The following is a 23,173-nucleotide window of genomic DNA, read 5'->3' on the forward strand; positions in this document are numbered from 1 at the left end:
TATCGAGAAGGTAGAGGTGACCAATGCCGAGGTCAACGGTCCGTGGCGGTCGGAAGTCGTCAGGAATCCGTGGATGTGCGGTCCTCCCGCTGCCGCACCCAGGCCCAGAAGTCGACCATCATGCGCTCATAGCGGATGCCGAACTCCAGTGCCTCGCGCTGCCCGGGGGTCAGCAACTCCCCGACCTCGTCGGCGAGTTCCTCGTACGACCGCAGGGCACGCCGGTGCTCGTCCACCTGAACCGGCGCCAGCACGTCCGGCCGCCCCCCGAACCACAGCTTGAGGATGCCCCGCTCCCTCGCCTCCACGGGGACGAACTCCGGATCCCCGAGCCACTCCCGAAGGGCGGCACGCCCCCGGTCCGTCAGCGCCAGCACCCGTCGGTTGCGCCCGCTCTCCTGCCGCACTTGCGTCAACAGCCCCGCCTCCAGCAGCCGATCGCACTGCGCGTACACCTGCGCGTGCGGCACCGACCAGAACGGCGCCACCGTCCGCGCCGCCTCCCCCTTCACGTCGTACGCACTCGCCTCGCCCAGCTTGTCGATGATCCCGAGGACGAGATAGGAGGAGGTCGTCAACCGCACGTCAGCCATGGGGTGACGGTATCGCCCCAGGTGACGGCGGAACGGCACACATCCCGTCGGGCGGCGTCCGTCAGCGCACCACCCGGCGCAGCCACACCGCGAGCGGTTCCACGGCGAGGACGGTGGCGAAGACCGGCAGCAGCACGGTGGTGACGACGCCGAAGAGACGACTCGGGCCGTGCGTGGAGCAGGCAGCCGACGGCCGGTCGGCGACCGAGAACGTCAGTGAGGGCGTTCGGGAGGGTGAACGACGCACGACCATCCGGGCGCCGTCCGCGTGGCGGGCGCCGGACCGGTGGCGCGCGTGGTGTGCCCTGAAGTGTCAGAAGCCTCAGGACGGTTCACCCATGAAGGAGAACACACGGCATGCTCGGACAGTCGCAGGCCTTCAGCGGCTTCTCGGTCGACGACCTCGGCGAGGCCTCCCGCTTCTACGGTGAGACTCTCGGCCTCCGGGTCGAGGAGACCGGCGAGGGAGACATGCGCATGCTCACCCTCAGACTCGGTGGCGGCACGCAGGTCTTCGTCTATCCCAAGGAGACGCACACCCCCGCGAGCTTCACGATCCTCAACTTCCCGGTGGACGACATCGAGGCCGCCGTGGACGAATTGCAGCGGCGCGGTGTGACCCTGGAGCGCTACCCCGGATTCGAGCATGACGAGAAGGGCATTGTCCGAGTCGGCAACGGCGGCCCCGCGGCCATCGCCTGGTTCACCGACCCCGCCGGAAACGTACTCTCCGTACTCCAGGAACACTGACCGGCCACCCGCGGCCCGTTCCGCCACAGGCAACGTCCGAGGACGCACGGCGTTCTGGGGGAGGACGTTCGGTCGGCCTCCAGAACGCGTGGGGTGCCCGTCCCTTGGCCTGACCACAGCACCGCTCGCATGTCGGATGGCGTGCCCGGCGTCTGGCCGGGCGCGCCATCCGAGTATGAGGGTGTGTCAGTGCCGCACCGGCGTCGCCTCGGCCGCCGCCGTACGCCGGGTGGTGCCGCGGTAGAGGGAGATGCCCAGGGCGAGCAGCCAGTAGCTGAGGATCGCGCCCATCAGGGCGGTGGTGCCCCAGCCGTTCGCCGCGTAGAAGTTCGCGGGGGTGTTGCCGAAGAACAGGGACGGCACGAACAGGAGATTGAGACCGGCCAGGGCATGGGCGGAGCGGCTGGTCCAGCGGGGCAGCAGATGCGTACGGGAGATGGCGCACCCCACCGAGGCCAGGAACAGGGCCAGCAGCAGACGTCCGATCGATCCGTAGAGGATGTACGTCCCGCTGACGGTGATGGTCGGATCGATGGCATGGTCGGCGGCGATGACCGCGCCGGCTTCCAGCCCGCTGGAGACCAGGGTGACCGTCGCGTAGACCAGTCCGCCGGCGAAGGCCATCGAACCCACCCACTCGTAGGCCGGGTTCACCCGCTTCACCAGTTCGCGGAACGCCGTCACGAACACGATCAGGAACGCCAGCGCGATGAGCGCGATCAGCAGCCTGGCCAGGACGTTGGAGTCCGGCGGCGGGCCGGAGTAGAGGAAGTACAGCGGCACCTCGATGATCAGCGCGGTGGCGGTGCCGATGCCGGCGAGCCCCGTCAGGCGCCTGGCGAAGGTCTCGTTCATCGGGGGTCCCCCGAAAGTCCGTTGGTGGATTCTTCGTCGCTTCGTTTCCGACGCCATGAATCCTGCCGCCCGCGACCCGCCCCGTCCCTGGGCCTGGACACCCGATGAACGGGTGGCCCTGTCGACACCCCACACGACTCCCCAGCCGCCTCACCAAGTGGCCCTACGGTGCGTCAGAGCATCCAGGTCCGGGTGCCGAACGACGCACACGCCCGGGAGGCCACGAGCGCGGCGGCCCGCAGGGCCTGCACGAAGCCCTGCGTGGTCAACCGCCGCTGGTGGGCGGCGAGGTGATGGGTCAGGGATCCGTGCAGGATGTCCCCGGCGCCCAGCGTGTCCGCCACCGGCACGGAGGGCACCTCGACCGTCCCACCGCCGTCGGGACCGGCCCACTCGATGGGCCTTTCGCCCTGCGTGACAGCAGTCCAGGCGACCCCTGCTGCCGGAGGAAGCGCAGGGTGTCGGAGGGGGTGCGGGTCCCCGGCGGGTGGAAGTCGGCGGAGCAGACGGCCACGTCGATCCACGGCAGCAGGTTCTGCGTGCCCGCCTTCCAGCTCCCGCCGTCGAGGACGGTGACACGGCCGGCGGCACGCGCGGCGCGGGCGGCTGCCGTGGCCAGTTCCATGTGGTGGCCGTCGAGTTGGACGATGTCGCAGGCGTCCACCAGCGCGTCGAGATCCTCGGGTGGGGAGAGCCGGTGCGCGGTGGCGTTGGTCGAGGCGACCGCGCGCTGTCCGGTGGAGGCGGTGACCAGGATGGAGGAGACGGCGGGAGGCTCGGCCGAGTCTCGTGCCAGGTCCGAAACGGTCACACCGGCCCGGTCCAGGTCGGCCGTGACCGCGAGGGCCAACGGGTGGGAGCCGATGGCGGTGAGCAGCCCGGCCGTGCCACCCAGGTGGGCAAAGGTCACGGCGGCGTTCGCGGCGGGGCCGCCGGCGGCCACGGTCTGTTCGGAGGCGGCGAGCTTCTCATCGGGACCGGGGACGTGATCGACGAGCTGGATGACGTCCAAGGTGCACAGGCCGACGAACAGCCCTGCAGGCCGCCCGCCCGTTCCTGACTCCATCCAGGTACACCTCCTCCCGGCCCACCGCCCGGGCCGCGACGCGGACTCGGCGGCCGACGCGGGTCGGCCTCTTCAACCGTGCCCCGGGCCGCCCCGGTCCACCCGTCCGCGTCCGCAACCGACGAGACCGGTCAGGAATCGAGAAGCCCCGGCCGCCGGGCCGCACCTAGCGTGAAGGACATGGAAACCACCGCATCCACCACGTCCCTCGCATCCGTCACCCTCGAGGTCACCGACATCGAGGCCGCCCGCCGCTTCTACACCGCCTTCGGAGTGGACCGGTACGTCCGGCTGCGGGCGTCCGAGGCGCACTCCACCGGATTCCGCGGCTTCACCCTCGCACTCACCGTGTCCGGACCGGCCACCGTCGACAGCTTCCTGGGCGCCGCCGTCGACGCCGGCGCCACGGTCCTGAAGCCCGCCACGAAGTCCCTCTGGGGTTACGGCGGCGTCGTCCAGGCACCCGACGGCACCATCTGCAAGGTCGCGACCTCGGCGAAGAAGGACACCGGCCCGGCCACCCGAGAGATCGACGAGGTCGTCCTGCTGCTGGGCGTCGAGGACGTGAAGGCGGGCAAGCAGTTCTACGTCGGCCAGGGCATGACCGTGGCCAGGAGCTTCGGCGGCAAGTACGCCGAGTTCGCCGCCGACGGGTCAAGCCCCGTCAAGCTGGCGCTCTACAAGCGCCGCGGTCTGGCCAAGGACCTCGGCGTCCCCACCGATGGCTCGGGCTCGCACCGCGTGATCCTGGGCAGTACCGGGGCCTCCTTCACAGATCCGGACGGATTCGCCTGGGAGACCGCCACGGGGCTCGACCACGCCTGAACCGGGGAGTCGGCCGTGTCCTGAGGGCCGGCCCCCTGGGGCGCTCGGACTGCCGCTCAGAAGTCCGTGGGCAACCCGCTCACCTCGGCGATGCCGCGCAGTTCCTCCGTCTGCCTGTGCCGTTCCCTGATGTAGTCGGCGATCTCACCGAGGCGATCGGGGTCGGAGGCGGTGGTCGCGTCGGTGACGATCCGCACCGGGCCGGTGTCATCGACATCGATCTCGACCAGTTCGTTGTCCAGGCGGCCCGTGACGGCGGTGGCGATGACCAGAGCGGCCTCGTCCCGGATCTGCTGGGGCAGCTCGTCGCCGCCCGAGTCGAGCGCGAAGTCGAGGGTGGAGAGGCGTTCCTCGTCGATCGCCTTGAGGACCGGTTCCACCACACGCAGCAGGAGCCGGTAGTCCTCTGTGTCCATCCGGATACGCAGGAGGTCCAGGTACACCTCCACGGGCTGTCCGTCGCCTTGCGGAACCTCGTATTCGCTCATTCACCCCGTGTTCCCCACATGGACGCGGCTCAGACGTATTGCCATCCGAGGCCCGCCTTCGCGTGAAGAGTCACCTCCGGAGGGGTGCCGTCGGGCCGAGTCCCTCCTCCGGGTGGCACTTCATGCCTCTCCCGGAAGAATCGGAGGTGGGGCCCATAACGTGAGGGGGTGCCCGACCCGGGCCGGGAGTGGGGGCTTCGGCTGGTGAGGGGAGCATGTCGTGCCGGGAGGACGGCGCACGGTAGGCGGTGATGACGGCCTGGCCATCGCGCTCGTCGACCCGGCGGGCCGGATCAGCCTGTGGAGTTCCGAGGCGGAGGCGCTGACCGGCCACCCCGCCACCGAGATCGTCGGCTGCGATCTGGCCGTACTCGTGGACGGCCCTGCCGCCGACGGACGGACGCTCGTCGATCGGCTGGTCCGCGCCGGCGGTGGGGTCCGCACGGACTGGATGCGCTGTTTCGACGGCAGGAGTCGCAGCGTCCGGTGGCGTGCCGTGCCGGTACCGCTCGAAGCCGGTGCGGGTCTGTTGGCCGTAGCGGTTCACGGCGCACAGGAGACCGACTGGTGCGATCCCGAGGCAACCGGTCTTCTTCTGCGTTCCTCACCGATCGGCCTGGCCGTCCTCGACAGGGACCTGCGATACCGCTTCATCAACGACGCCCTGGCGCGACTCAACGGACTGCCCGTCGAGGCACACCTGGGCCGCAGCATCCTGGACGTCCTCGATCTCCCCGATCCACGGGCGTACGAGGCGATGGTGCGCCGTGTGACCGACGCCGGCGAGACGATCGACAACCTGCACGTGGCCGCGATCAGACCCGACGGCACACCGTACGCCGCCGTGGGAACCCTTTTCCCGCTCCGGGACGCCGACGGCAACGTCGTGGGCCAGGCCGGTGTCGTGCACGACCTGGGCGGCACGAGGGCGGAGCTGCTGGACACCGCGCGGCACCAGCGCCGGCTGGACCTGCTCAGCCGGATCAGCGCCGGTCTCAGCCAGGGGCTGGACGTGGCGAGCGTGGCGTCCAGGCTCTTGGCGGTCTGCACCCCGGCGTTCGCCTCGACCGTCACCGTCGACCTCCTGGAGGAGGCCGTTCAGCGGGACCCGGACCCGCGGATGCGCACCCGGCCGCAGGAGCGCGGCGCGGACGGCGCTGCCGGTCCGCGCGTCCACCCGCTGAGCGCCGCCGCGGGCAGCGGGCCCGCCGCACCGGAACGGGACTTGCCACAGGCCCGTGCGGCATCGGCCCCGGTCGGTGAGTGCATCCGCTCGGCCGATGCGGTCCACTTCCGCGTCGACGACGACCGGGAGCAGCCGCACCACGCAATCGCGCTGCCGCTGCCGGCCGCCGGACATGTTCTGGGCGCCATCACCTTCTCCCGACCCGGCGGCTTCGACGCCGACGACGTGCTCACCCTGCGCGACATCGCCGCTCGCGCCGCCATGGCGCTCGACAACGCCCTGCTCTACCGGCGGGAAAGACTGGCCACCCTGGTCCTCCAGCGCCGTCTGCTGCCCGCACGCCTGCCGGACATCCCCTGGGCCGAGTCGGCGTACCGCTACTTCCCCGCCCAGGACGGGACCCTGGCCGGCGGCGACTGGTACGACACCGTCCGACTGCCCGGCGGCCGTGTCGGGCTGACCGTCGGCGATGTCATGGGACACGGACTGGCGGCCGCCGCGGCCATGGGCCGCTACCGCTCCTCCGCTCGCGCCCTGCTGGCCGTGGGTCTGGAACCCGGCCAGCTCCTGACCCGCCTGGACGGGCTGGAGGACGAGGCCGACAACGACCTGCCCGCCACCTGTGTCTGCGCTGTCCATGACGGGGCCACCGGAGACCTCCGGCTCGCACTGGCCGGGCACCCACCGCCCCTGCTGGTCCGCCCGGACGGGTCGGCGGACATCCTGGCGGCCGACCCCGGGCCGCCCCTGGGCATGGGGCTCGACCACGTGTACGAGAGCGTCCGGTACGCCGTCCCGTCGGGAAGCCTGCTCGTCCTCTACACCGACGGCATGATCGAGGACCGCAGCAGCTTCCTGGACCTCGACCAGGGGATCGCCATGCTCCGCCGTGCGGTGCACAACACGGAGACACCCCTGGACGAGATCTGCGACGCGCTCATCGCCGTACGCCCCGCAGACTCCGCGGATGACGCCACCGTGCTCGTGACCCGACTCACCCGGCTGTCCTGACGCTCGGTCGGCCCGCGCGCCCGTCCGGACCGCCCGGGCTGCGGGTGCGGTGCGGTCGGGACGACGCTGGAGTCCGGGCCCGGCGTCGAGCTGAGGAGGAAGCGTGGGTGACCAGCGCGCGGAGACAGGGCGCATCGTCGTGGGGGTGGACGGTTCGGACTCGTCCAAGCGGGCCCTTCGCTGGGCGGTGCGGCAGGCGGAACTGACCGGTGGTGCGGTCGAGGCCGTGACGGCCTGGGACATCCCTCAGTTCCACGGATCGCTCGCCTGGCTGCCGCCGTCCAGCAGCGACGAAGGCGCCCTGGAGGCCCGGGCACGCCAGGAACTCGAAGCCGCCGTCGAGGACGTCGTGGGATCCCGGCCACCGGTGGAGGTACGGACCGCCGTGCGCTACGGCACTCCCGCGAGCGTGCTGCTCAACGCCGCCCATGGGGCGTCCTTGCTGGTGGTCGGCAGCCGGGGACTCGGAGGTTTCTCCGGACTGCTGCTGGGGTCGGTCGCCCAGCACTGTGCCCAGCACGCAGCCTGCCCGGTCGTGGTCTTCCGCGAGGGAACGCGGTAGCGCCGGGCACGGTGGTCACTCGTGGGCCGACTCGGTCGGCCGCGGCAGCAGGGCCACCGCACGGGTGGCGACCGTGTCGGGAGGCGGTCCGGCGTCCAGTACGGCTCCTGACTCGTCGGGAGCGAGAGGCTCCAGGGTCGCCAGCTGCGACGCGAGGAGCGACCCCGGCATGAAGTGCCCGGTGCGATGGCCTATCCGCTGCGCCAGCACCTCCTCACCCGCCGTCAGATGGAGGAAGAAGACACTGGGCGCGGCCTCGCGGAGCGTGTCACGGTAGTGCCGCTTCAACGCCGAGCAGGTCACCACACCGCCGCTGCCCGTCATGGCGTGCTCGTGCAGCCACCGGCCGATGGCCTGCAACCAGGGCCGGCGGTCCGAGTCGTCGAGCGGGACTCCCGCGGACATCTTGGCGATGTTGCCCGGCGAGTGGAACTCGTCCGCCTCCGCGAAAGGGACGGACAAGCGCTGCGCGAGCAGACGGGCGACCGTGGTCTTGCCGGTGCCGGATACCCCCATCACCACGATGCACGGGCCGCGTGACCGAGCGCCTCGCGAGGTCACGGCGCTCCCCGGGGACGCGCGGTGGCCGCCCGCCGAGCGGGACGCGGACCACCGTCCGGCACCGGCCCGTCCGAACCGGCCCGGTAGTCGTCGAGCGGTACGACGCCCCTCGACCAGGCGGACATCACGGGCTCGAAGACCCGCCACGCCTCCTCGGCCTCGTCACCGCGGATGGACAGGGCGGGATCGCCGTTCAGGACGTCGAGCAGGAGCCTGCCGTAGGCGGGTAGTTCGGGCGGATCCATCTGCGCCGCCAGTTCGAGCGGGACGAAGGTGTGGGTCTTCGATCCGATGCCGGTGACGTCCAGGGTCAGACCCTCCGGTTCGAGTCCGAAGTACAGCGAGTTGGGCAGTGCCTCTCCGCCGTGTCCGAAAGGCAGATGCGGCACGGCGCGGAAGTGCACGGCCACGTGTTTGCGGTCCGCCGCGAGAGCCTTACCGGAACGGAGCCGGAAGGTCGTGCCCGACCAGCGCCAGCTGTCCAGTTCCAGCTCGACCTCGGCGAAGGTCTCCGTCAGCCGCCCGGGGTCGACACCCTCCTCCTCGGCGTACGCGGGGACGTCCCGGTCGCCGATCCGCCCCGCGAGGTAGCGGGCGCGGCGGGTACGGCGTACGACGTCGTCGTCGGACAGCGGCCGGATCGACCGCAGCACATCGACCTTGCGGTCGCGCAGATCGCGTTCGCCGAGGGTGATCGGCGGTTCCATGGCCACCAGGCAGAGCAGTTGCAGCAGATGGTTCTGGAGCATGTCCTTGAGCGCGCCGACACCGTCGTAGTAGCCGGCCCTGCCCTCCAGGGCGAGGGTCTCGTCCCAGACGATGTCCACCTCGGCGATGTGGGTGCTGTTCCAGATCGGTTCGAGGACGCGGTTGGCGAGCCTGCTGCCGAGTACGTTCTGGACGGTCGTCATCGCCAGGAAGTGGTCGACGCGGAACACCGACTCCTCCGGCAGGGTGCCGGCCAGCAGCCGGTTCAACGCCACCGCGTCGGCCAGTTCTTCACCGAACGGCTTCTCCAGCACGATCCGGCTGCCCTGCGGCAGGCCCGCCCGGTGCAGGGCGGTCACCACGGCGGGGAACAGCGCAGGCGGAAGCGCGAGGTAGACGGCGAGGGGGTCGTCCGTGGCGATGAGCGCCGAGACGTCGGAGGGGTCGGTGACGTCGGCCCGCTGGTAGCGGGAGGCATCCACGATCGCCTGCCGGGCGTCGGCCGGGCAGGTGCCGCCGTGGCGGTCGAGCTGCGTGGCCGCCCACTGCCGGAACCGTGCGCTGTCCCAGTCCTCGCGGCTGGCGGCCGTCAACCGGAAGCCGTCGTCGAGGCGTCCCGCCGCCCGCAGAGCCGCCAGGGCCGGCAGCAGGAAACGTGCGCTGAGGTCGCCCGTCCCACCGAGGACGGCGAGATGGTTGATCATGAAGTGACCTCCGCTCGTGCCCTCGCCCGTGCGAGGTTGACACCGCTGGCGATGATCCCGATGTGGCTGAATGCCTGGGGAAAGTTGCCCATGAACTCTCCTGTGGACGGGTGGATCTGCTCCGACAGCAGACCGAGCGGGCTAACACGGGCACACAGCGAGGCGTACAGCTCCTCGGCCTCGTCGACCCGGCCCTGGGCCGTCAGGTTGTCGACCAGCCAGAAGCTGCACAGGACGAAGGCGCCCTCGTCGCCCGCGAGCCCGTCGGGTGACTCCTCGTGCAGATAGCGGTAGAGCAGGCCGTCGCCGGCCGAGAGGCGCTCGGCGACGGCCGCACAGGTCGCCGCCATCCTCGGGTGATCCGCGGGGACTACCTCACGCAGCGGAAGCGCCAGCAGGCTGGCGTCCAGGGCGCCGCCGCCGTCGAGATGGGCGCTCAGCGTCCGCGCGTCCTCGTCCCAGGACTGGTCCAGAATGCGCCGGCGCAGGTGGTCGGCCGACTGCCGCCAGTGTGCGACCCGTCCGGGCAGGCCGAGCTGCCCGCCGATGGTCGCCGCCCGGTCCAGGGCCACCTGGCACATCGCCGCCGAGTACGTGAAGACCCGGCCCTCGCTACGGACCTCCCAGATCCCTTGGTCGGGCCGGCGCCACGCCTGCTCCGCGCTGTCGGCCAGCCGTGCGAGGCCGCCCCACAGCGCGGGCTGGACCTCCTTGCCGGTGCGCAGCCACTGGCCGGCGCAGTCCAGGATCTCGCCGTACACGTCGTGCTGACGCTGGTCGGTCGCGCCGTTGCCCCAGCGCACGGGGGCGGAGCGGCGGTACCCCTCCAACTCGGGGTCCTCGACCTCGTCGGGTACCGGGAGGCCGTCGAGGTCGTACATGATCCGTGGTCCAGGGCTCTGCTCGAAGGCGTCGAGGACCCAGCCGAGGAAGGCGTCCGCCTCGTTTCCGAAGCCGATGCGGCGCAGCGCGAACACGGCGAAGGCAGCGTCGCGGATCCAGGCGTAGCGGTAGTCCCAGTTGCGGATGCCGCCGATCGGCGCGGGCAGGGACGAGGTGGGCGCCGCGACGAGCGCGCCGCTGGCCCAGTCGTCGCACATCTTCAAGGTGATCGCCGAACGCCGGACCAACTCCTCCTGGGGACCGGCGTAGTCGAAGTGCTTCATCCAGCGCCGCCACGCGTCGGCGGTGTCCCGCAGCATCGCGTCCGCGTCGAACCGGTGGTGGCGGTGGAAGCGGCCCCAGGACAGTACGACGTCGAGTCGCTCTCCTTGCGCCAGGTCATGGGTGGTGTGCGCGCCGGTGACGGGACGGTTGGCGCGGATGTGCAGGCGGAGGTCCGGACGCCGCGCGGGGCGCAGTTCGAGCCCGCTGAACAGAGCCCTGGTCCGCCCGCCGCCGCGCGGTTCCACCTCCACGCGCAGTCGGACGTGCCCGTCCAGGACGACGGCCGACCGGACGAGTTCGCTCCGGCCGGCCGGCGCGTCGTCGGTGAGATCGGCGCCGGACCGTACGACGAGCGCGTCGGTCAGACGCACCACCCCGGTGGCGCACCGCAACTCGGTGACCAGGACGCCGGTGTCGGGCTCGTAGCGCTGCCGGGCCTCCGTCAGGTCCTGCGGCGCCACGGTGAAGTGCCCGCCGCGTGCGTGGTCCAGCAGACCGCAGAACAGCGGTTCCGAGTCGAACCTCGGCAGGCAGAGCCACGGGATGGAACCGTCCAGACCGACAAGTGCGGCGGTCGCACCGTCCCCGATGAGGCCGAGGTCCTCCAACGGCAGGTATCCGTCGCGTCGTTGGAGCGGCCTGAACGGCGTACCGAGATCGTCCATGACGCCTCGCCTCCAAGATCCGGAACAGCGGCCTGCCCGTGATGCGACCTGGACGGTGATCGACCTAGAAGGTGATCAACACCTTGACCACGTCGTCGAGTTTCTTGTCGGCGACCTCGAAGGCCCGCTCCATCTCGTCGAAGGCGAACGTATGGGTGGTCATGTGCGAGGGATCGACGCGGTGCGACCCCAACACCCGCAGCAGCCGCTCCATTCGGAGTCTGCCGCCGGGGCACAGTCCCGTCGCGATCGTCTTGTCGGCCATTCCGACGCCCCATTCGACGCGCGGAATGCGTACGAATTCCCCGGATCCGAAATAGCCGATGTTGGAGATCGTGCCTCCGGGCTTCGTGATTCTGACGGCGGTCTGGAAGGTCCCGTCCGCGCCGAGGGCCTCGATGGCGGTATCGACTCCCTGGCCCTGTGTGAGCTCTTCCGTGCGCTCGGCGACGTCCTCCTTAGAGAAGTCGACGATCTCGTCGGCGCCGTACATGCGGGCGAGTTTCTGACGCTGGGGAACCGATTCGACCCCGATGACCAGGCCGGCGCCGTTGAGTCTGGCCCCTGCCGTCGCCATCAGTCCCACCGGTCCCTGCGCCAGCACGGCGACCGTGCCGCCGATCGGGATGTCGCCCTTCTCTGCGCCCATGAACCCGGTGGACATCATGTCGGCGCAGTAGACCGCCACGTCGTCGCTGATGTCCTCGGGTATCTTCGCGAGATTGGCGTCGGCGTCGTTCACATGGAAGAAGTCGGCGAAGACGCCGTCCTTGATGTTCGCGAACTTGAAGCCGCCGAGGGGTCCACCGGACTGGGACGGGAATCCGTTCTGCGCGGCGCGATCACCCCAGTCGGGGGTGATGGCGCCGACCAGCACACGGTCACCGGGCTTGAATTCCTTCACTTCGCTTCCCACAGCGTGCACGACGCCCACCGCTTCGTGCCCCAGTGTCAGATCCTCCCGAGGGCCGATTCCGCCGGCGACGGTATGGGAGTCGGAGGTGCAGATGAGGGCTCGGGTGGCCCGGATCACGGCGTCGCCCGGTCCCGGTTCGGGATCGGGCTTCTCCATGAAGGCAACGCGTCCGATTTCCTTCATCACGAATGCCTTCATCGACACCATCCCTCCTGCTGACTCTGGGAAACCTGTCGTCGCGCTCGGTGGTGGGTCGCTTCGCATCCGGTCTCACCATCTCAGAGGTGAATCTTGATCGCGATCGGTGACCGGGGCAGTGGACGCCACGGCGAAGACCGGAGTGAGCACGATGCCGAGCACCGCGCGGACTGCGTGGTCATGGGAATGCCCCCGGGCAGGGCGAGTCCCGCCCAAGGGCATTCCTCCTGCTCAGGGTCGTCCGGCTCAGCGCTTGAGCGTGAAGGTGAAGTCGCCGGAGAGCCTGCTGCTCAGCCGGACGGCCGACACGAGCTTCCCCTCCGTGATCAACCGCTCCACCTCGGCCCGCGAAAGACCGCACCCTTCAGCGATCAGCCGCACCGGCCGGACCGGAATCCGCGCCGCGAAGCGGACCGCGACGTCGATCACCTCGTGGTCCGGACGATCCGATCCGCCGGTGTCGAGACGCCAGGCGTCGTCCCAGTCGAGGGCGATGCGGTTACGGCGGCGCAGGAGCGGATCCTGGAGCAACTCGCCCGCCAGGCCAGGGTCGTTGTCGTGCATGCGGTCCAGCAGGTCGAGCCGTACGGAGCGGACGTTCATCCGCTCAAGGACCGTGAGCTTCGCCGTGTCCCCGCAAACGGTGCAGAGCACCAGGAGCCAGGCGTCGAGCAGTTTGTGGTGTGCGTTGACGCGAAACTTGCCGTTCGCCCGGAAGCGCTCGGACGCGCAGCCGTGGCAACGGCGGATGACAAGCGGCAGGCAGGTGGGCATGACCACCCAGCTATTGAGCACAGAGGTACACCGATCTCAGTGAGAAGTCCGCAGCAAAAGGCGGCGCGGCGCGCACATGGGCGCGACGCGCGACAAATCAGCGCTCGGGAGGTCTCACACGGTGTACAACGGCACGTCCTTGCCTGGACAACTGGGGCTCAGCCGCACGGTAGTTGCGCACAGCGGCGCTGTTCCACCGGTTTTCGAGTGACGCTCTCGCCGGCCGACCGCCACTCGCTGTCCGGGTTCGCCTTCAGTCGCCCGTGTCCTCCTCGACGACCCGCACCGTGTCCAGGTTCCGGTCGGCCGCGTCCGGGAGGAACATTCCCGCCCGTACGCCTGTCGTGAGGTACTCCAGCACCGGCTGCGTCAGGCGTTCGCCGGGCAGGGCGACGGGGATGCCGGGCGGGTAGGGAGTGATCATCTCGGCTGCGGTCCGGCCGGCGGCCTCGGCGACGGGGACATCCGTGTGGCGGTCGAAGTACGCGTCCCGGGGCAGCCGTACCTGCTCCAGCCGGAGGTCGGACGGGGGCGGGACGAAGACCGGGGGCGCGTTGCGCAGATCGGTGGCGTGGGCGGCGAGATCGCGCAGCGCGGCGACGAGGCGTTCGGCGGTCTCCTCGTCGTCGGCGTGGGTGAGCTGGGCGCCGATGCGACGGTGGTCGTTGAGGTGGATGTCGATGCGGTGGTGGGCGCGCAGCCAGTCGGCCGCCCGATAGCCGCTGGTGCCCAGGGCGGTGGTGTCGATGACGACGGGGAGCGGGTCGAAGTCCGCCGCGAGGGAGGGACCGCAGAAGTCGTCGGCGTCGTTGACGTGGAACCCGTCGATGCCTTCGATGGACTTGCGGGTGCGTGCCGCCAACTCCAGTGCCCGGCCCATGAGTTCGTGGCCGTGCTGCACCATCTGGCGTCGCCAGGCGTCGATGCCCGCGTAGATCAGGACGTTGGGGCTGGTCGTGCCGAGGAGATCGGCCCGTGAGGCCAGCTCGACGGGGTCGATGAGATCGCCCTGGAGGTGGAAGACCGAGCCCTGCTCCAGCCCGCTGCCCATCTTGTGGATGCTGGTCACGCAGATGTCGGCGCCCGCGTCCATCGCCCAGGACGGAAGGTCGTCGTGGAAGGGCAGGTGCGCACCCCATGCCTCGTCCACGATGAGGGGCTTACCACGGCGGTGACAGACCTCGGCGATGCCCGTCAGGTCGGCCGCGGCGCCGTAGGGCGTGGGGCTGGTCACGAGAGCACCGTCGGCGTCGGGATGGGCGGTGAACGCCTCGTCGTAGGCGGTCGCGGCGGGCGGGTGGGCCAGGTGCCGGGCGGCGTCCCACTGCGGATCCACCCAGACCGGTTCGACGCCGGACAGGATGAGCCCGGCGATGACCGACTTGTGGGCGTCCCGTCCGACGAGCAGTCGGTGGCCCGGGCAGGTCACCGCCAGCATCGCGGCCTTCACGGAGAGGGAACTGCCGCAGGTCGAGAAGTACGTGTGCTCGGCGTGCACCGCGTCCGCCATCAGATCCTCGGCTCGCTCCAGTACCCGGCTGCGGGCGTGCCGGTCGTCCAGTCCGCCGTTGGCCAGGACGTCCCCGAGGAAGACGGCGTCGCCCAGCACCGCGCGGGCGCGCGGATCCGCGCCCCGTGCCTGCTTGTGGCCCGGGGGAGCGAAGCCGAACTCGCCGGAGTCGTGATAGCGGGCCAGCGCTTCCAGAACCGGAGCCTCGTCACGATGCACACCCATGGGGGCCGGGTTCCCCGCCCTCGTCCCGCCTATCGTGGAGCCGGACACCGCAGAGGCGTCCCCCACAAGTGGCACACGTCGGCCGACCGGTACTCCTGTGCCGGGCTCAGCCCACCGGCGCCGCTGGGCGCAGTGCCGTCGAACCGGTCCGCCAGGCCGCCAGCAGCCCGGCCCCCAAGCGGTCCTCCAGGTACGTGGTCGCGCGGATCCCGAAGACCACGTCCGCCTCCAGGCCCGGTTCCTCCTCCAGGAGACCGTCGACGACGTCCTGCCGTACGACTTGTTCGTGGACCGCGTCGGCCTCGATGTGCTCGGTGTAGAACCGCACGGCCGCCGGCCCGGCGCCCACGCGGCGCATCGCTTCCGCGAGCCGGCGCGACGCGGGGGACGACGTCACCTCGACGGTCGCGAAGTGCCCGACGAGCGCGCCGCGCAGCGACCGATGCAGACCCAACAGGGACATCAGATTGACGGTGGCGAGCATCTCGGCCGGAGCGGCGTCGACGTAGTGCCCGTACGCCGTGTTCAGCTCCAGGTCCGCCATGAGATCGGCGAACAGTTCGGCGTGGATCTCATCGGCACGGCCCGCTCCGAACTCGTCGAACTCGACCGCGACCATGCCCGCCTTGGCCCGGCCGTGCAGCCGGGGGATGACCCAGGCGTGTGGATCCGCCTCCTTGAGGTGGTAGAGCGAGCGCAGGGCCGCGTAGTCACGCAGCTGCCCGAGGCTGCCTAGGTCGCGGAGGAAGTGCGAGACGCTGCCGGATGCGTCCACCGGTTCGGTCTGGAGTTCGTCCAGCGCCCGCACCGCCGTGTCGGCGCCGTCGGCGGGCACGTCCTCGCGCAGCGCGCCCAGGAAGCGGTGCTCGATCGCGGCACGGCGGGCCAGCAGCGCACCGTCCCACTCGAGGTCGTCGGGCACATCCCGGAAGCCGTCGTAGTGCAGTTCATAGAGGACGTAGAGAGCGAGTTGCAGATCGTCGCCGTACGGGGAACAGCGGTCCGGGGAGGGGGAGTCACCCGGATCCGAACCCCGCAACAGGGCCGTGACGGATGCGGACAGCGGGCCACGTGGCACGGGCAGCGGCGGTGGCCGGCGCGGGGGCCGCGGGCGGGTGGTGCTCATACCGGCCCGCCTTCGGGCCCGCCTTCGCAGGGTCGCCTGCCGCGGCGGCGATGACTGGTGTCGCACCAGGGGAACATACGGCTGCGGCGGCAGGTGCAGATGGCGACGGCGAACCGATGAGAGGCGGTCACCTCGCCGTTCTCGTCCACCACTTCCACCGGCCCCTCGATGAGCAGAGGGCCGTCGCGCTGGACGCGAATCCTCCGGGGCCGATCAGGCGTGTGCGGCACGGATCACCACCAGCTCCTCCGTCGTAGCGCCGACCGCCAGCCCCCGCTCACGCATCCAGCCGAGGCGCGAGCGCAGCACACGCCCGAAGGGGAGGCGGAAACGGTCGACGACCTCCGCGCGCAGCCCGGCCCTCGCGAGGCTGGCGAGCGTGGCGTCGATGCCGCACAGGTGCGAGTGCACGATCAGCAGCGTTCCCTCAGGCCGCAGAACCCTCGGGGCGCTGTCGCAGATACGGTCGATCAGCCGACGGCCGTCGGGACCGGCGTCCCAGGCCCGCGCGATCCCCCGCGGGGGAGCATGGCCCGGAGCCGGAACGTAGGGCGGGTTGGCGAGCACCAGATCGAAGCTGCGGCCGGGGACCGCCGAGGCCAGGTCGCCGTGGCGTACACGTAGAGTCCGTCCGTTCAGCAGGGCGTTGAACCAGGCGACGGCGAGAGCCCGCCAGGAGATGTCGACGGCTGTGACGCGGCCGCCGCGCCGCGCCGCCTCTATCGCCAGCAGCCCGCTGCCCGTGCCCAGATCCAGCACGTCCGTCCGTTCGGTGATCGCCTCGCGGTGCATCGCCCGCCGCAGCAGCCGCGTGTCGGTCTGGGGTGGATAGACACCCCGAGGGGCCCAGTAGCGCGTCCGGGTGGTGGCGATGCGACAGTCCGAGGTCATCGGCGTCCCCGTCAGCCCGGCGCCTTCAGCGGCAGTGCCGCGAGGGCCACGGCGACCCCGTGGAGATTGTCGGCCATGGCGCGTCCGGTGTCGTGGGCCCAGTCCCGGCCGCGCTCCTCCTCCAGGTAGTCGGGGCCCGGTCCCGGGCCGAGGTGCCAGTACGTCCAGGCCTGACCGGGGATCGTGTAGCCGATGTCCGCGAGCGCGCCCGAGATCTCGCTGATGACATGGTGGGCGCCGTCCTCGTTCCCGGTGACGACCACTCCGGCCACACGGTTGTAGGCGACGGGCCGGTCCGCGTCGTCCGTCTCGGCCATCATCGCGTTCATGCGTTCCAGCACGCGCTGGGCGACCGAGGACGGCCGGCCCAGCCAGGTGGGAGAGGCGATGACCAGGATCTCCGACTCCAGGAGCTGATCGTGGACGCGGAGCCATGCGTCGCCGTCTCCCGCGTCGGTGACCACTCCGGGGGCGATGGCCAGGTCGACGGCCCGTACGGGCGCCACCTCCACCCCGTGCTCGGACAGCCGCTCGGTCACGACATCCGCCAGCGCCTCGGTATTGGAGGGCTCGGGGGATTCCTTGAGGGTGCAGTTGATCACAAGTGCTTTCACGGCTGCTCCGGTGTCGAGGGTTCGAGCGAACCCCGGTCAGTCCTCGTGTCCTCGCCCCGGACGTGCCGGTGACGGGGGGCGACGCATGTGCGTATCGGGCTGTCCGAGTTCCCGGTGGCCGTACCAGGAAACGCGGGCCGCCGGGCGCCGAGGCCCGGTGTGGCGCAGGCTCGCCCACTTCTCTCCTCCGGCCACCGGACGGCCTGATTGAGATCGCTCTCCCGGGTACCCGGGGCTCTGCACACAGGGGGAGCGCCGGCCCGCCCAGCGCGGCCGGCCCCCGCCGAGAACCGAGCGAGGAGGATCCATGAGCACGGTCAAGGAAGCCATCGAGGTGGAGGTCTCGCTGCGCAAGGCCTACGACCAGTGGACCCAGTTCGAGGAGTTCCCGAACTTCATGGAGGGCGTCGACGAGGTCACGCAGCTCGACGACCGGCACAACCACTGGATCACCAGCATCGGAGGGGTGCGCCGCGAGTTCGACACGGAGATCGTCGATCAGCTGGCGGACGACCGGATCACCTGGCGGTCCATCGACGGTGAGACCCGGCAGCGCGGCTCGGTCCGCTTCGAGCCCCTTGACGACATGCACACCCGGGTGGAGCTCACGATGGACGTCGAGCCCACCGGCATGGCCGAGAAGGGCGCGGACGCGCTGGGCCTGATCGACCGGCGGGTGAAGGGCGACCTGCGGCGCTTCAAGGACTACGTCGAGAGTGGTGGCGCAGACAGCGGCGGCTGGCGCGGACGCATCCGGCCGGAGGACCCGGGTTCGGTGCTCTGACCTCCCGGCACGCCCTCTGGCCCGCTTCCCCTCTGACCCCCTGCCCCTCTGACGGATCGGCGTGGTCGAACCGCGGCAGGTGACCCGCGGGACTCAAGGGCACGCGTCGCCCCGGACACGAAACCCTGAAGGTCGTACATGCAGTCCGAGGTGGACCGGATCGCCCAGCCCTGGGGCGAGCGCACTCCGCACGACCGCGGCGAAGCCTGGCCGGCGCGCGTCGACTCGTACCTGGAAGCCGGTATGACGGCGGAGAAAGTCGATCGCTGGGTCCCCACGGCGTCGCTTCTGCACTCCAACGGGGACGCGATGGACATCGCCGTCGCCGACGGACGGATCGTCGGGGTACGTGGCCGCGCGGCGGACCGGGTCAATCGCGGCCGTCTGGGGCCGAAGGACCTCGATGTACGGCAGGGACCTGGTCACCGGCGCGTCTGTGTCGGAGACCGAGTGCCGGGCGTTCAACCCGGACGGCAGGGCGGTCCTCAAGGCCGCCGAGTATCTGCCGCCCCACGAGGAGACCGACGACGCGTACCCCTTGCAGCTGAACACGGGCCGCACCCTGTACCACTTCCACACCCGGACCAAGACCGGCCGTGTACTGCAACTCAACGCCGCCGCACCCGAGGTGTGGGTGGAGGGAGACCTCCGCCCGGGAGGCGCTGGCGCACGGCGTGAACGAGGGCGATCTGGTCGAGTTCACCAGTCCGCGCGGTTCGCTGCGCGGACGCCTGCGGATCACCGGGACCCGGGACGGCATGGTGTTCCTGCCGTTCCACTACGGCTATTGGGACGCCCCGGAAGGCGATCACCCCGGCAAAGGACGGTGGCCGGCCCGCGAACGAAACCACCGTCACGGACTGGGACCCCGTCTCCCAACAGCCGCTGTTCAAGACCGCCGCCTGCCGACTGACCCTGATCGAGCGAGCCGGGGGAGTGCCCAGCCCGGCCCGACCACCACGGCCTCCGCCCCGGCCGACCCACGGTCCGTCCCACCCACCACGGGCGGCCCATCGGCCGTAGCCGAACAGCACACCCGGGAGCGGCGATGAGCGACGTCCAGTCCGTCCTACGGGCGCTCCACGACGGTGAACTCGCCCTCGAACGGCACCTCCTGGCCGTCGCCGTACACCATCGTGCCGAGCACGAAGTCCACCATGTGGCGCTCGACCCGGCCCGCTGGTCCCACGAACACGCCGAACGACTGGCCCACGCCGCCGCCGAACCGTTCTCGCCGCACCCCACCGTGGCTCACCTCACCGAATACACCTCGGACTTCTGAGCGACCTACGAGACCTCCACCTCGCAGCGACGGCGAACTCCCTGCACTGGGAGATGCCCGGCCAGGTCGCCCAGGCCACCGGAGACGACGACCTCCTCGCCCTCACCGCCGCCTGCCACCCACAGACCCTGCGCCAGATGCGCTGGACCAACACCCTGATCAAGACCCTCTCCCCGCAGCTCCTCTCGACCGCCCCGTGACGCTGCCGGCGTGGTGAGGCGGCTCGACCCCAGGGCGGGCGCGTGCCGGGCGTGATGGCAGGATGACCGGATGGCGGCGAATCAGCCCTGGTCAGGGCTTCATGGAGACCTGCTCGCGGCGAAGACCTTGGTGTACGACCCGAGTGGCTTCGTCTGCTCGCAGCCGGTGCCCGAACCGGAGAGCGCCGAATACGCGGCACACGGGTTCACGCTCGACGGTCTGTCGGTGAGGTTCCGCGTGGCCAAGACCACCCCGACGAAGGTCGGCCAGTTCGTCACCGTGTGGCAGCGGTCCACCGAAGGCCCGATCCGGCCCTTCGACGCCGAGGACGGGGTCGACCTCTTCGTCATCAGCAGCCGAGACAGCGGCCACTTCGGACAGTTCGTCTTCCCACGAGAGGTGCTGCGCCGGCGCGGCATCGTGTCCCGCGATGGCTCCGGCGGCAAGCGAGGGTTCCGCGTCTACCCGCCGTGGGTGACCACGACCAGTCGCCAGGCGAGCACCTCCCAGGCGTGGCAAGTCCAGCACTTCCTGCCTCTGGGGGAGGCCGACCCTGTCGACGCGGCGCGTGTCCAAGCCCTCTACCACCCGTAGGTGCATGGACGGTGACCCGGGCTGATGTGCATGCGCGGCGGCCTCTGGGCTGATGTGCGTGGACGGCCGCCCCTGGGCCGATCGGCTCAGATTCGGCGCGCCTCGGCCGTCGCGGCGGTGGCCGGTGGAGGATCGATGGGGCGGTGGCCCTACGAAGGGGCGCCCGCCTCAGCCCACCGCGTGGAGAGGTACGGCCATGACACCCCTCGACGGCCCGCAGCACCGATCCCTCCGGCCCGACGACACCCTCGGCGTCACGCCGGCAGTCAGGTGATGGCCGCTTCCCGCGAGGACGCGCCGGGCGGCGGCCGCTACGGCGAGGCCGTCTTCCGTCCCGAACAGGCGGGGGAGGGCGAGCGGATCGACTTCGGCGCCCTCGCCTACGACGACATCACCATGGCGAGGATGCGTGCACTCGGCGTGGGCCCGGGGTGGCGTTGCCTCGATGTGGGCGCAGGCACCGGCACCATCTCCCGCCGGCTGCTGGACGAGGCCGGGGTGGACGGCGTACTCGCGGTGGACCGAGATGTGCGCTTCCTCGCCGAGCGTCCCGGGCTCGACGTGCTGGAAGCCGACATCACGTCTCCGGATGCCATTCGCGGCCCATTCCGGCTCGTCCACGCGCGCTTCGTGCTGATGCACCTGCCGGAGCACGAACGCGTGATCACATCACTGGCCGAACTCGTCGCGCCCGGCGGGGTGTTGGTGCTGAGCGACGCTGTGGATCCGACCAGCGAGCGGACGCCCGCGACGCCGTACACGAGGGTGATGCGGGCGATGTGGGAAGGGCTGCGGGCCACCATCGGCACCGATGTCTCCTGGGTGCCGTCGTACCCGCAGCTGTTGCGCGGAGCGGGACTTGTGTCCGTGGCCGCCGAGATCCATGTGCCGCCGCTGGTGCCGGGCAGTCCCATCAGCCGGTTCTGGGCGGACACATGGGAGCGCAGCCGTGCGGCGATGCTCGCCACCGGTCTGGTCGAAGATGGGGACGTCGAGGCCGCGGTGCGCTATCTCGACTCGGACGAGTGCGCCGCGCTGTCCGCAGGCATGCTCACCGCCTGGGGATGGAAGTCCGAGGAGGAACCCCGGCGCTGACTCCGGCCGGTGCTCGCCGCCCTTGCGATGACGGCGAGCACCACTGCGTGGCTCGCGCGGCTCATTGCCCCTTCGTGTTGAACATGCCGACCAGACCACGGGCCGTGTTGTCCTCCGAGTCGATCCGATGGATCGCGGCATCCTCGGACCTGGCGACCTCGGCGCTGCGTGTCAGCATGACCTGCTCGTACTGGGTGAGCGCGGCCTCGATGTCGTCGGGGCGCGCGGCTATGGCCCGGCCGAGTTCGGCGCCGTCGAGCATGGCCAGATTGGCGCCTTCGCCGTTCGGCACGGCGAGGCGGGCGGCGTCGCCCAGCAGCGTCACGCCCGGGACCCGGTCCCACCGGTGCTCGGTCGACAGGGCGTAGTGAGGGCGCAGAACCGGTGCGGTATCGCTGTCGGTGATCAGCGCGGTGAGCTCCGGTGCCCAGTCGGCGAACTCCGCGGCGATACGTGCGGTCGCCGCGACGGGATCGGTGAAGTCGATCGCGGCGAACCAGTCCAGCGGCTCGGACAGCGCCACGTAGACGGGCAGGGTGTCTCCGCTCTCCCGGTGAGCGAAGATCTCCCTGCCCGGCGAGGGCGCGATCATCGATCCGCCGCCCACCGCCTTCGCGGCGGCGGGATGCCGGACCGACACCCGACCGACAACCCCGACATCCGACCGACACCCCGACATCCGGCCGACAGCCCCGACATCCGGCCGACAGCCCCGACAGATGGCCGACGGCCTCGACAGATGGCCTATGGCCCGCGACCCGGCCACTCGTCAGGAGCCCCTGCTACGGTGCGCCAATGCCATCGATCAAGAAGGTCCAAGTCACCTTCGACTGCGCGCAACCCGAGCGTGTCGCTCGCTTCTGGTGCGAGGTGTTGGGGTACGTCGTACCGCCGCCGCCGGAAGGTTTCGCCACCTGGGACGACTTCAATCGCTCACTGCCGGCCGAGCGCCAGGACGCGTCGTTCGTCTGCATGGATCCCTCGGGTGTGGGCCCGCGCATGTACTTCCAGCGCGTTCCCGAAGGGAAGGTCGTCAAGAATCGGGTGCACCTCGACGTACGGGTCGGCACCGGTCTCGTGGGCGAGGAGCGCCTTGCCGCGCTTGAGGCCGAATGCGCTCGACTGGTCGCGCTCGGCGCGGTGCGCGTGCGACTGCTGCGTGCCGATGGCGTCAATGAGTCGTGCATCGTGATGCAGGACATCGAGGGCAACGAATTCTGTCTCGACTGAGGATCTGAGGATCTTCAGCGACGGGCCGGACCACTCGTCGTCGGGTCACACGGCGTGTGCCGCGGCGCCAGGCCGCGTGTAGGCGTCCCGTGGCGTGAGCGGCTCATGATCGCCGGAGCAGACGACGACGGTCTCCACGGTCTCACCGCACTCACGGTGGCGGACCTCCAGGGGCGGCCCCTCAGCGTCCGCCGTGTAGCGGTCGCCCCACTGCTTCAGAGCGATCATCACCGGCCACAGATCCCAGCCCTTGCGGGTGAGCCGGTACTCGTGCCGGGTGCGGCGGCCCGCCTCGCGGTACGGGACGGTGTCCAGCACTCCGGCGGCGACCAGCTTGCGCAGCCGGTCCGCCAGTACCGCCTCCGACAGCCCCACATGCCGGCGGAAGTCGTCGAAGCGGCGCACGCCGTTCATGGCGTCACGCAGAACCAGCAGCGACCACTTCTCGCCGATCAGGTCGAGGGTGCGCTGCACCGTGCAGTTCTCGGTGCTCGTCTCCAGCCAGGTCATATCGCCATCGTAGGCTGGCTTCGCCATTGACAGCCAGCTCTCCGCCCAGCTAGCTTCGATTGTTGCAGCCAGCTGGGGAGGA

23 protein-coding genes and 4 pseudogenes are annotated in these 23,173 nt (G+C 70.6%); 10 read left to right on the top strand and 17 right to left on the bottom strand.

Annotated features, from left to right (window positions below; translation table 11 throughout):
* Positions 1–59: 59 nt before the first annotated feature.
* Together ACFPQ9_RS41465 and ACFPQ9_RS41470 are read right to left on the bottom strand one after the other, a co-directional pair.
* A complete protein-coding gene (locus ACFPQ9_RS41465) occupies positions 60–593 on the bottom strand; it encodes a PadR family transcriptional regulator (protein WP_380864901.1) in 534 nt (177 codons plus the stop codon).
* 61 nt (positions 594–654) lie between these two features.
* The gene (locus ACFPQ9_RS41470) at positions 655–840 is read right to left on the bottom strand and encodes a hypothetical protein (protein WP_380864903.1); all 186 of its coding nucleotides are present in this window, start codon (positions 838–840) and stop codon (positions 655–657) included.
* Positions 841–950: 110 nt separating this feature from the next.
* Here ACFPQ9_RS41470 and ACFPQ9_RS41475 point away from each other — a divergent pair, with 110 nt between their 5' ends.
* A complete protein-coding gene (locus ACFPQ9_RS41475) occupies positions 951–1,343 on the top strand; it encodes a VOC family protein (RefSeq protein WP_380864905.1) in 393 nt (130 codons plus the stop codon).
* A 186-nt stretch (positions 1,344–1,529) separates the two neighbouring features.
* Here ACFPQ9_RS41475 and ACFPQ9_RS41480 read toward each other — a convergent pair whose 3' ends face one another.
* Complete coding sequence (locus ACFPQ9_RS41480; protein WP_380864907.1) at positions 1,530–2,198, bottom strand: hypothetical protein; 669 nt, start codon at positions 2,196–2,198, stop codon at positions 1,530–1,532.
* Between the two features lie 173 nt (positions 2,199–2,371).
* Positions 2,372–3,264 (bottom strand): annotated as a pseudogene (locus ACFPQ9_RS41485) (PfkB family carbohydrate kinase).
* A gap of 180 nt (positions 3,265–3,444) precedes the next feature.
* Here ACFPQ9_RS41485 and ACFPQ9_RS41490 point away from each other — a divergent pair.
* On the top strand, positions 3,445–4,089 hold the full coding sequence (locus tag ACFPQ9_RS41490) for a glyoxalase (protein ID WP_380864909.1): 645 nt from the start codon (positions 3,445–3,447) through the stop codon (positions 4,087–4,089).
* 56 nt (positions 4,090–4,145) lie between these two features.
* Here the strand turns inward: ACFPQ9_RS41490 and ACFPQ9_RS41495 are convergent, their stop codons facing one another.
* Positions 4,146–4,577: a hypothetical protein gene (locus ACFPQ9_RS41495; RefSeq protein WP_380864910.1), complete on the bottom strand. Its 432-nt coding sequence runs from the start codon at positions 4,575–4,577 to the stop codon at positions 4,146–4,148.
* Positions 4,578–4,797: 220 nt separating this feature from the next.
* On the opposite strand from ACFPQ9_RS41495, the gene ACFPQ9_RS41500 reads away from it, so the two are divergent.
* Both ACFPQ9_RS41500 and ACFPQ9_RS41505 read left to right on the top strand, forming a co-directional pair.
* The gene (locus ACFPQ9_RS41500; protein ID WP_380864911.1) at positions 4,798–6,774 is read left to right on the top strand and encodes a SpoIIE family protein phosphatase; all 1,977 of its coding nucleotides are present in this window, start codon (positions 4,798–4,800) and stop codon (positions 6,772–6,774) included.
* A 103-nt stretch (positions 6,775–6,877) separates the two neighbouring features.
* A complete protein-coding gene (locus ACFPQ9_RS41505; RefSeq protein WP_380864913.1) occupies positions 6,878–7,336 on the top strand; it encodes a universal stress protein in 459 nt (152 codons plus the stop codon).
* 15 nt (positions 7,337–7,351) lie between these two features.
* Here ACFPQ9_RS41505 and ACFPQ9_RS41510 read toward each other — a convergent pair whose 3' ends face one another.
* From ACFPQ9_RS41510 to ACFPQ9_RS41555, 10 genes are all read right to left on the bottom strand, one after another.
* Positions 7,352–7,852, bottom strand: coding sequence for a gluconokinase (locus ACFPQ9_RS41510; RefSeq protein WP_380864915.1), 501 nt, complete (start codon positions 7,850–7,852; stop codon positions 7,352–7,354).
* Between the two features lie 41 nt (positions 7,853–7,893).
* Positions 7,894–9,309, bottom strand: a complete 1,416-nt coding sequence (locus ACFPQ9_RS41515; protein ID WP_380864917.1) for a glucose-6-phosphate dehydrogenase — start codon at positions 9,307–9,309, stop codon at positions 7,894–7,896.
* On the bottom strand, positions 9,306–11,141 hold the full coding sequence (locus ACFPQ9_RS41520; RefSeq protein WP_380864918.1) for a glycoside hydrolase family 15 protein: 1,836 nt from the start codon (positions 11,139–11,141) through the stop codon (positions 9,306–9,308). Before ACFPQ9_RS41520 ends, ACFPQ9_RS41515 begins: the two co-directional genes overlap by 4 nt.
* A gap of 64 nt (positions 11,142–11,205) precedes the next feature.
* A complete protein-coding gene (locus ACFPQ9_RS41525; protein WP_380864919.1) occupies positions 11,206–12,255 on the bottom strand; it encodes an NAD(P)-dependent alcohol dehydrogenase in 1,050 nt (349 codons plus the stop codon).
* Positions 12,256–12,501: 246 nt separating this feature from the next.
* Positions 12,502–13,050: a DUF1062 domain-containing protein gene (locus ACFPQ9_RS41530; protein ID WP_380864921.1), complete on the bottom strand. Its 549-nt coding sequence runs from the start codon at positions 13,048–13,050 to the stop codon at positions 12,502–12,504.
* 232 nt (positions 13,051–13,282) lie between these two features.
* A complete protein-coding gene (locus ACFPQ9_RS41535; RefSeq protein ID WP_380864922.1) occupies positions 13,283–14,764 on the bottom strand; it encodes an aminotransferase class I/II-fold pyridoxal phosphate-dependent enzyme in 1,482 nt (493 codons plus the stop codon).
* A 106-nt stretch (positions 14,765–14,870) separates the two neighbouring features.
* Positions 14,871–15,890: an iron-containing redox enzyme family protein gene (locus ACFPQ9_RS41540; protein WP_380864924.1), complete on the bottom strand. Its 1,020-nt coding sequence runs from the start codon at positions 15,888–15,890 to the stop codon at positions 14,871–14,873.
* Positions 15,887–16,120, bottom strand: a complete 234-nt coding sequence (locus tag ACFPQ9_RS41545) for a CDGSH iron-sulfur domain-containing protein (protein ID WP_380864926.1) — start codon at positions 16,118–16,120, stop codon at positions 15,887–15,889. The genes ACFPQ9_RS41540 and ACFPQ9_RS41545 overlap by 4 nt, the downstream gene beginning before the upstream one ends.
* Positions 16,104–16,781: a HemK2/MTQ2 family protein methyltransferase gene (locus tag ACFPQ9_RS41550; RefSeq protein ID WP_380864928.1), complete on the bottom strand. Its 678-nt coding sequence runs from the start codon at positions 16,779–16,781 to the stop codon at positions 16,104–16,106. Before ACFPQ9_RS41550 ends, ACFPQ9_RS41545 begins: the two co-directional genes overlap by 17 nt.
* 11 nt (positions 16,782–16,792) lie before the next feature.
* Complete coding sequence (locus ACFPQ9_RS41555; RefSeq protein WP_380864930.1) at positions 16,793–17,395, bottom strand: flavodoxin family protein; 603 nt, start codon at positions 17,393–17,395, stop codon at positions 16,793–16,795.
* A 307-nt stretch (positions 17,396–17,702) separates the two neighbouring features.
* Between ACFPQ9_RS41555 and ACFPQ9_RS41560 the strand changes: the two genes are divergently transcribed.
* The 5 genes and pseudogenes from ACFPQ9_RS41560 to ACFPQ9_RS41580 all read left to right on the top strand — a co-directional run bounded on the left by ACFPQ9_RS41560 (position 17,703) and on the right by ACFPQ9_RS41580 (position 21,351).
* Positions 17,703–18,179, top strand: a complete 477-nt coding sequence (locus tag ACFPQ9_RS41560; protein WP_380864932.1) for an SRPBCC family protein — start codon at positions 17,703–17,705, stop codon at positions 18,177–18,179.
* A 406-nt stretch (positions 18,180–18,585) separates the two neighbouring features.
* Positions 18,586–19,231, top strand: a pseudogene (locus ACFPQ9_RS41565) (molybdopterin dinucleotide binding domain-containing protein); the annotation flags it as partial.
* Positions 19,228–19,661: pseudogene (locus ACFPQ9_RS41570) on the top strand (hypothetical protein). The pseudogenes ACFPQ9_RS41565 and ACFPQ9_RS41570, both read left to right, overlap by 4 nt.
* A gap of 70 nt (positions 19,662–19,731) precedes the next feature.
* A complete protein-coding gene (locus tag ACFPQ9_RS41575) occupies positions 19,732–20,256 on the top strand; it encodes a MepB family protein (protein ID WP_380864933.1) in 525 nt (174 codons plus the stop codon).
* A gap of 273 nt (positions 20,257–20,529) precedes the next feature.
* On the top strand, positions 20,530–21,351 hold the full coding sequence (locus ACFPQ9_RS41580) for a class I SAM-dependent methyltransferase (RefSeq protein WP_380864935.1): 822 nt from the start codon (positions 20,530–20,532) through the stop codon (positions 21,349–21,351).
* Between the two features lie 61 nt (positions 21,352–21,412).
* Here ACFPQ9_RS41580 and ACFPQ9_RS41585 read toward each other — a convergent pair.
* A pseudogene (locus tag ACFPQ9_RS41585) lies at positions 21,413–21,982 on the bottom strand (FAD-dependent oxidoreductase); the annotation flags it as partial.
* A 164-nt stretch (positions 21,983–22,146) separates the two neighbouring features.
* On the opposite strand from ACFPQ9_RS41585, the gene ACFPQ9_RS41590 reads away from it, so the two are divergent.
* Positions 22,147–22,581 (top strand): VOC family protein, encoded by a 435-nt coding sequence (locus ACFPQ9_RS41590; RefSeq protein WP_380864937.1) that lies wholly within the window; start codon positions 22,147–22,149, stop codon positions 22,579–22,581.
* 45 nt (positions 22,582–22,626) lie between these two features.
* Here ACFPQ9_RS41590 and ACFPQ9_RS41595 read toward each other — a convergent pair whose 3' ends face one another.
* The gene (locus ACFPQ9_RS41595; protein WP_380864939.1) at positions 22,627–23,091 is read right to left on the bottom strand and encodes a winged helix-turn-helix transcriptional regulator; all 465 of its coding nucleotides are present in this window, start codon (positions 23,089–23,091) and stop codon (positions 22,627–22,629) included.
* Between the last annotated feature and the right edge of the window lie 82 nt (positions 23,092–23,173).

Source organism: Streptomyces coerulescens, from assembly GCF_042657965.1.
GTDB lineage: Bacteria > Actinomycetota > Actinomycetes > Streptomycetales > Streptomycetaceae > Streptomyces > Streptomyces coerulescens.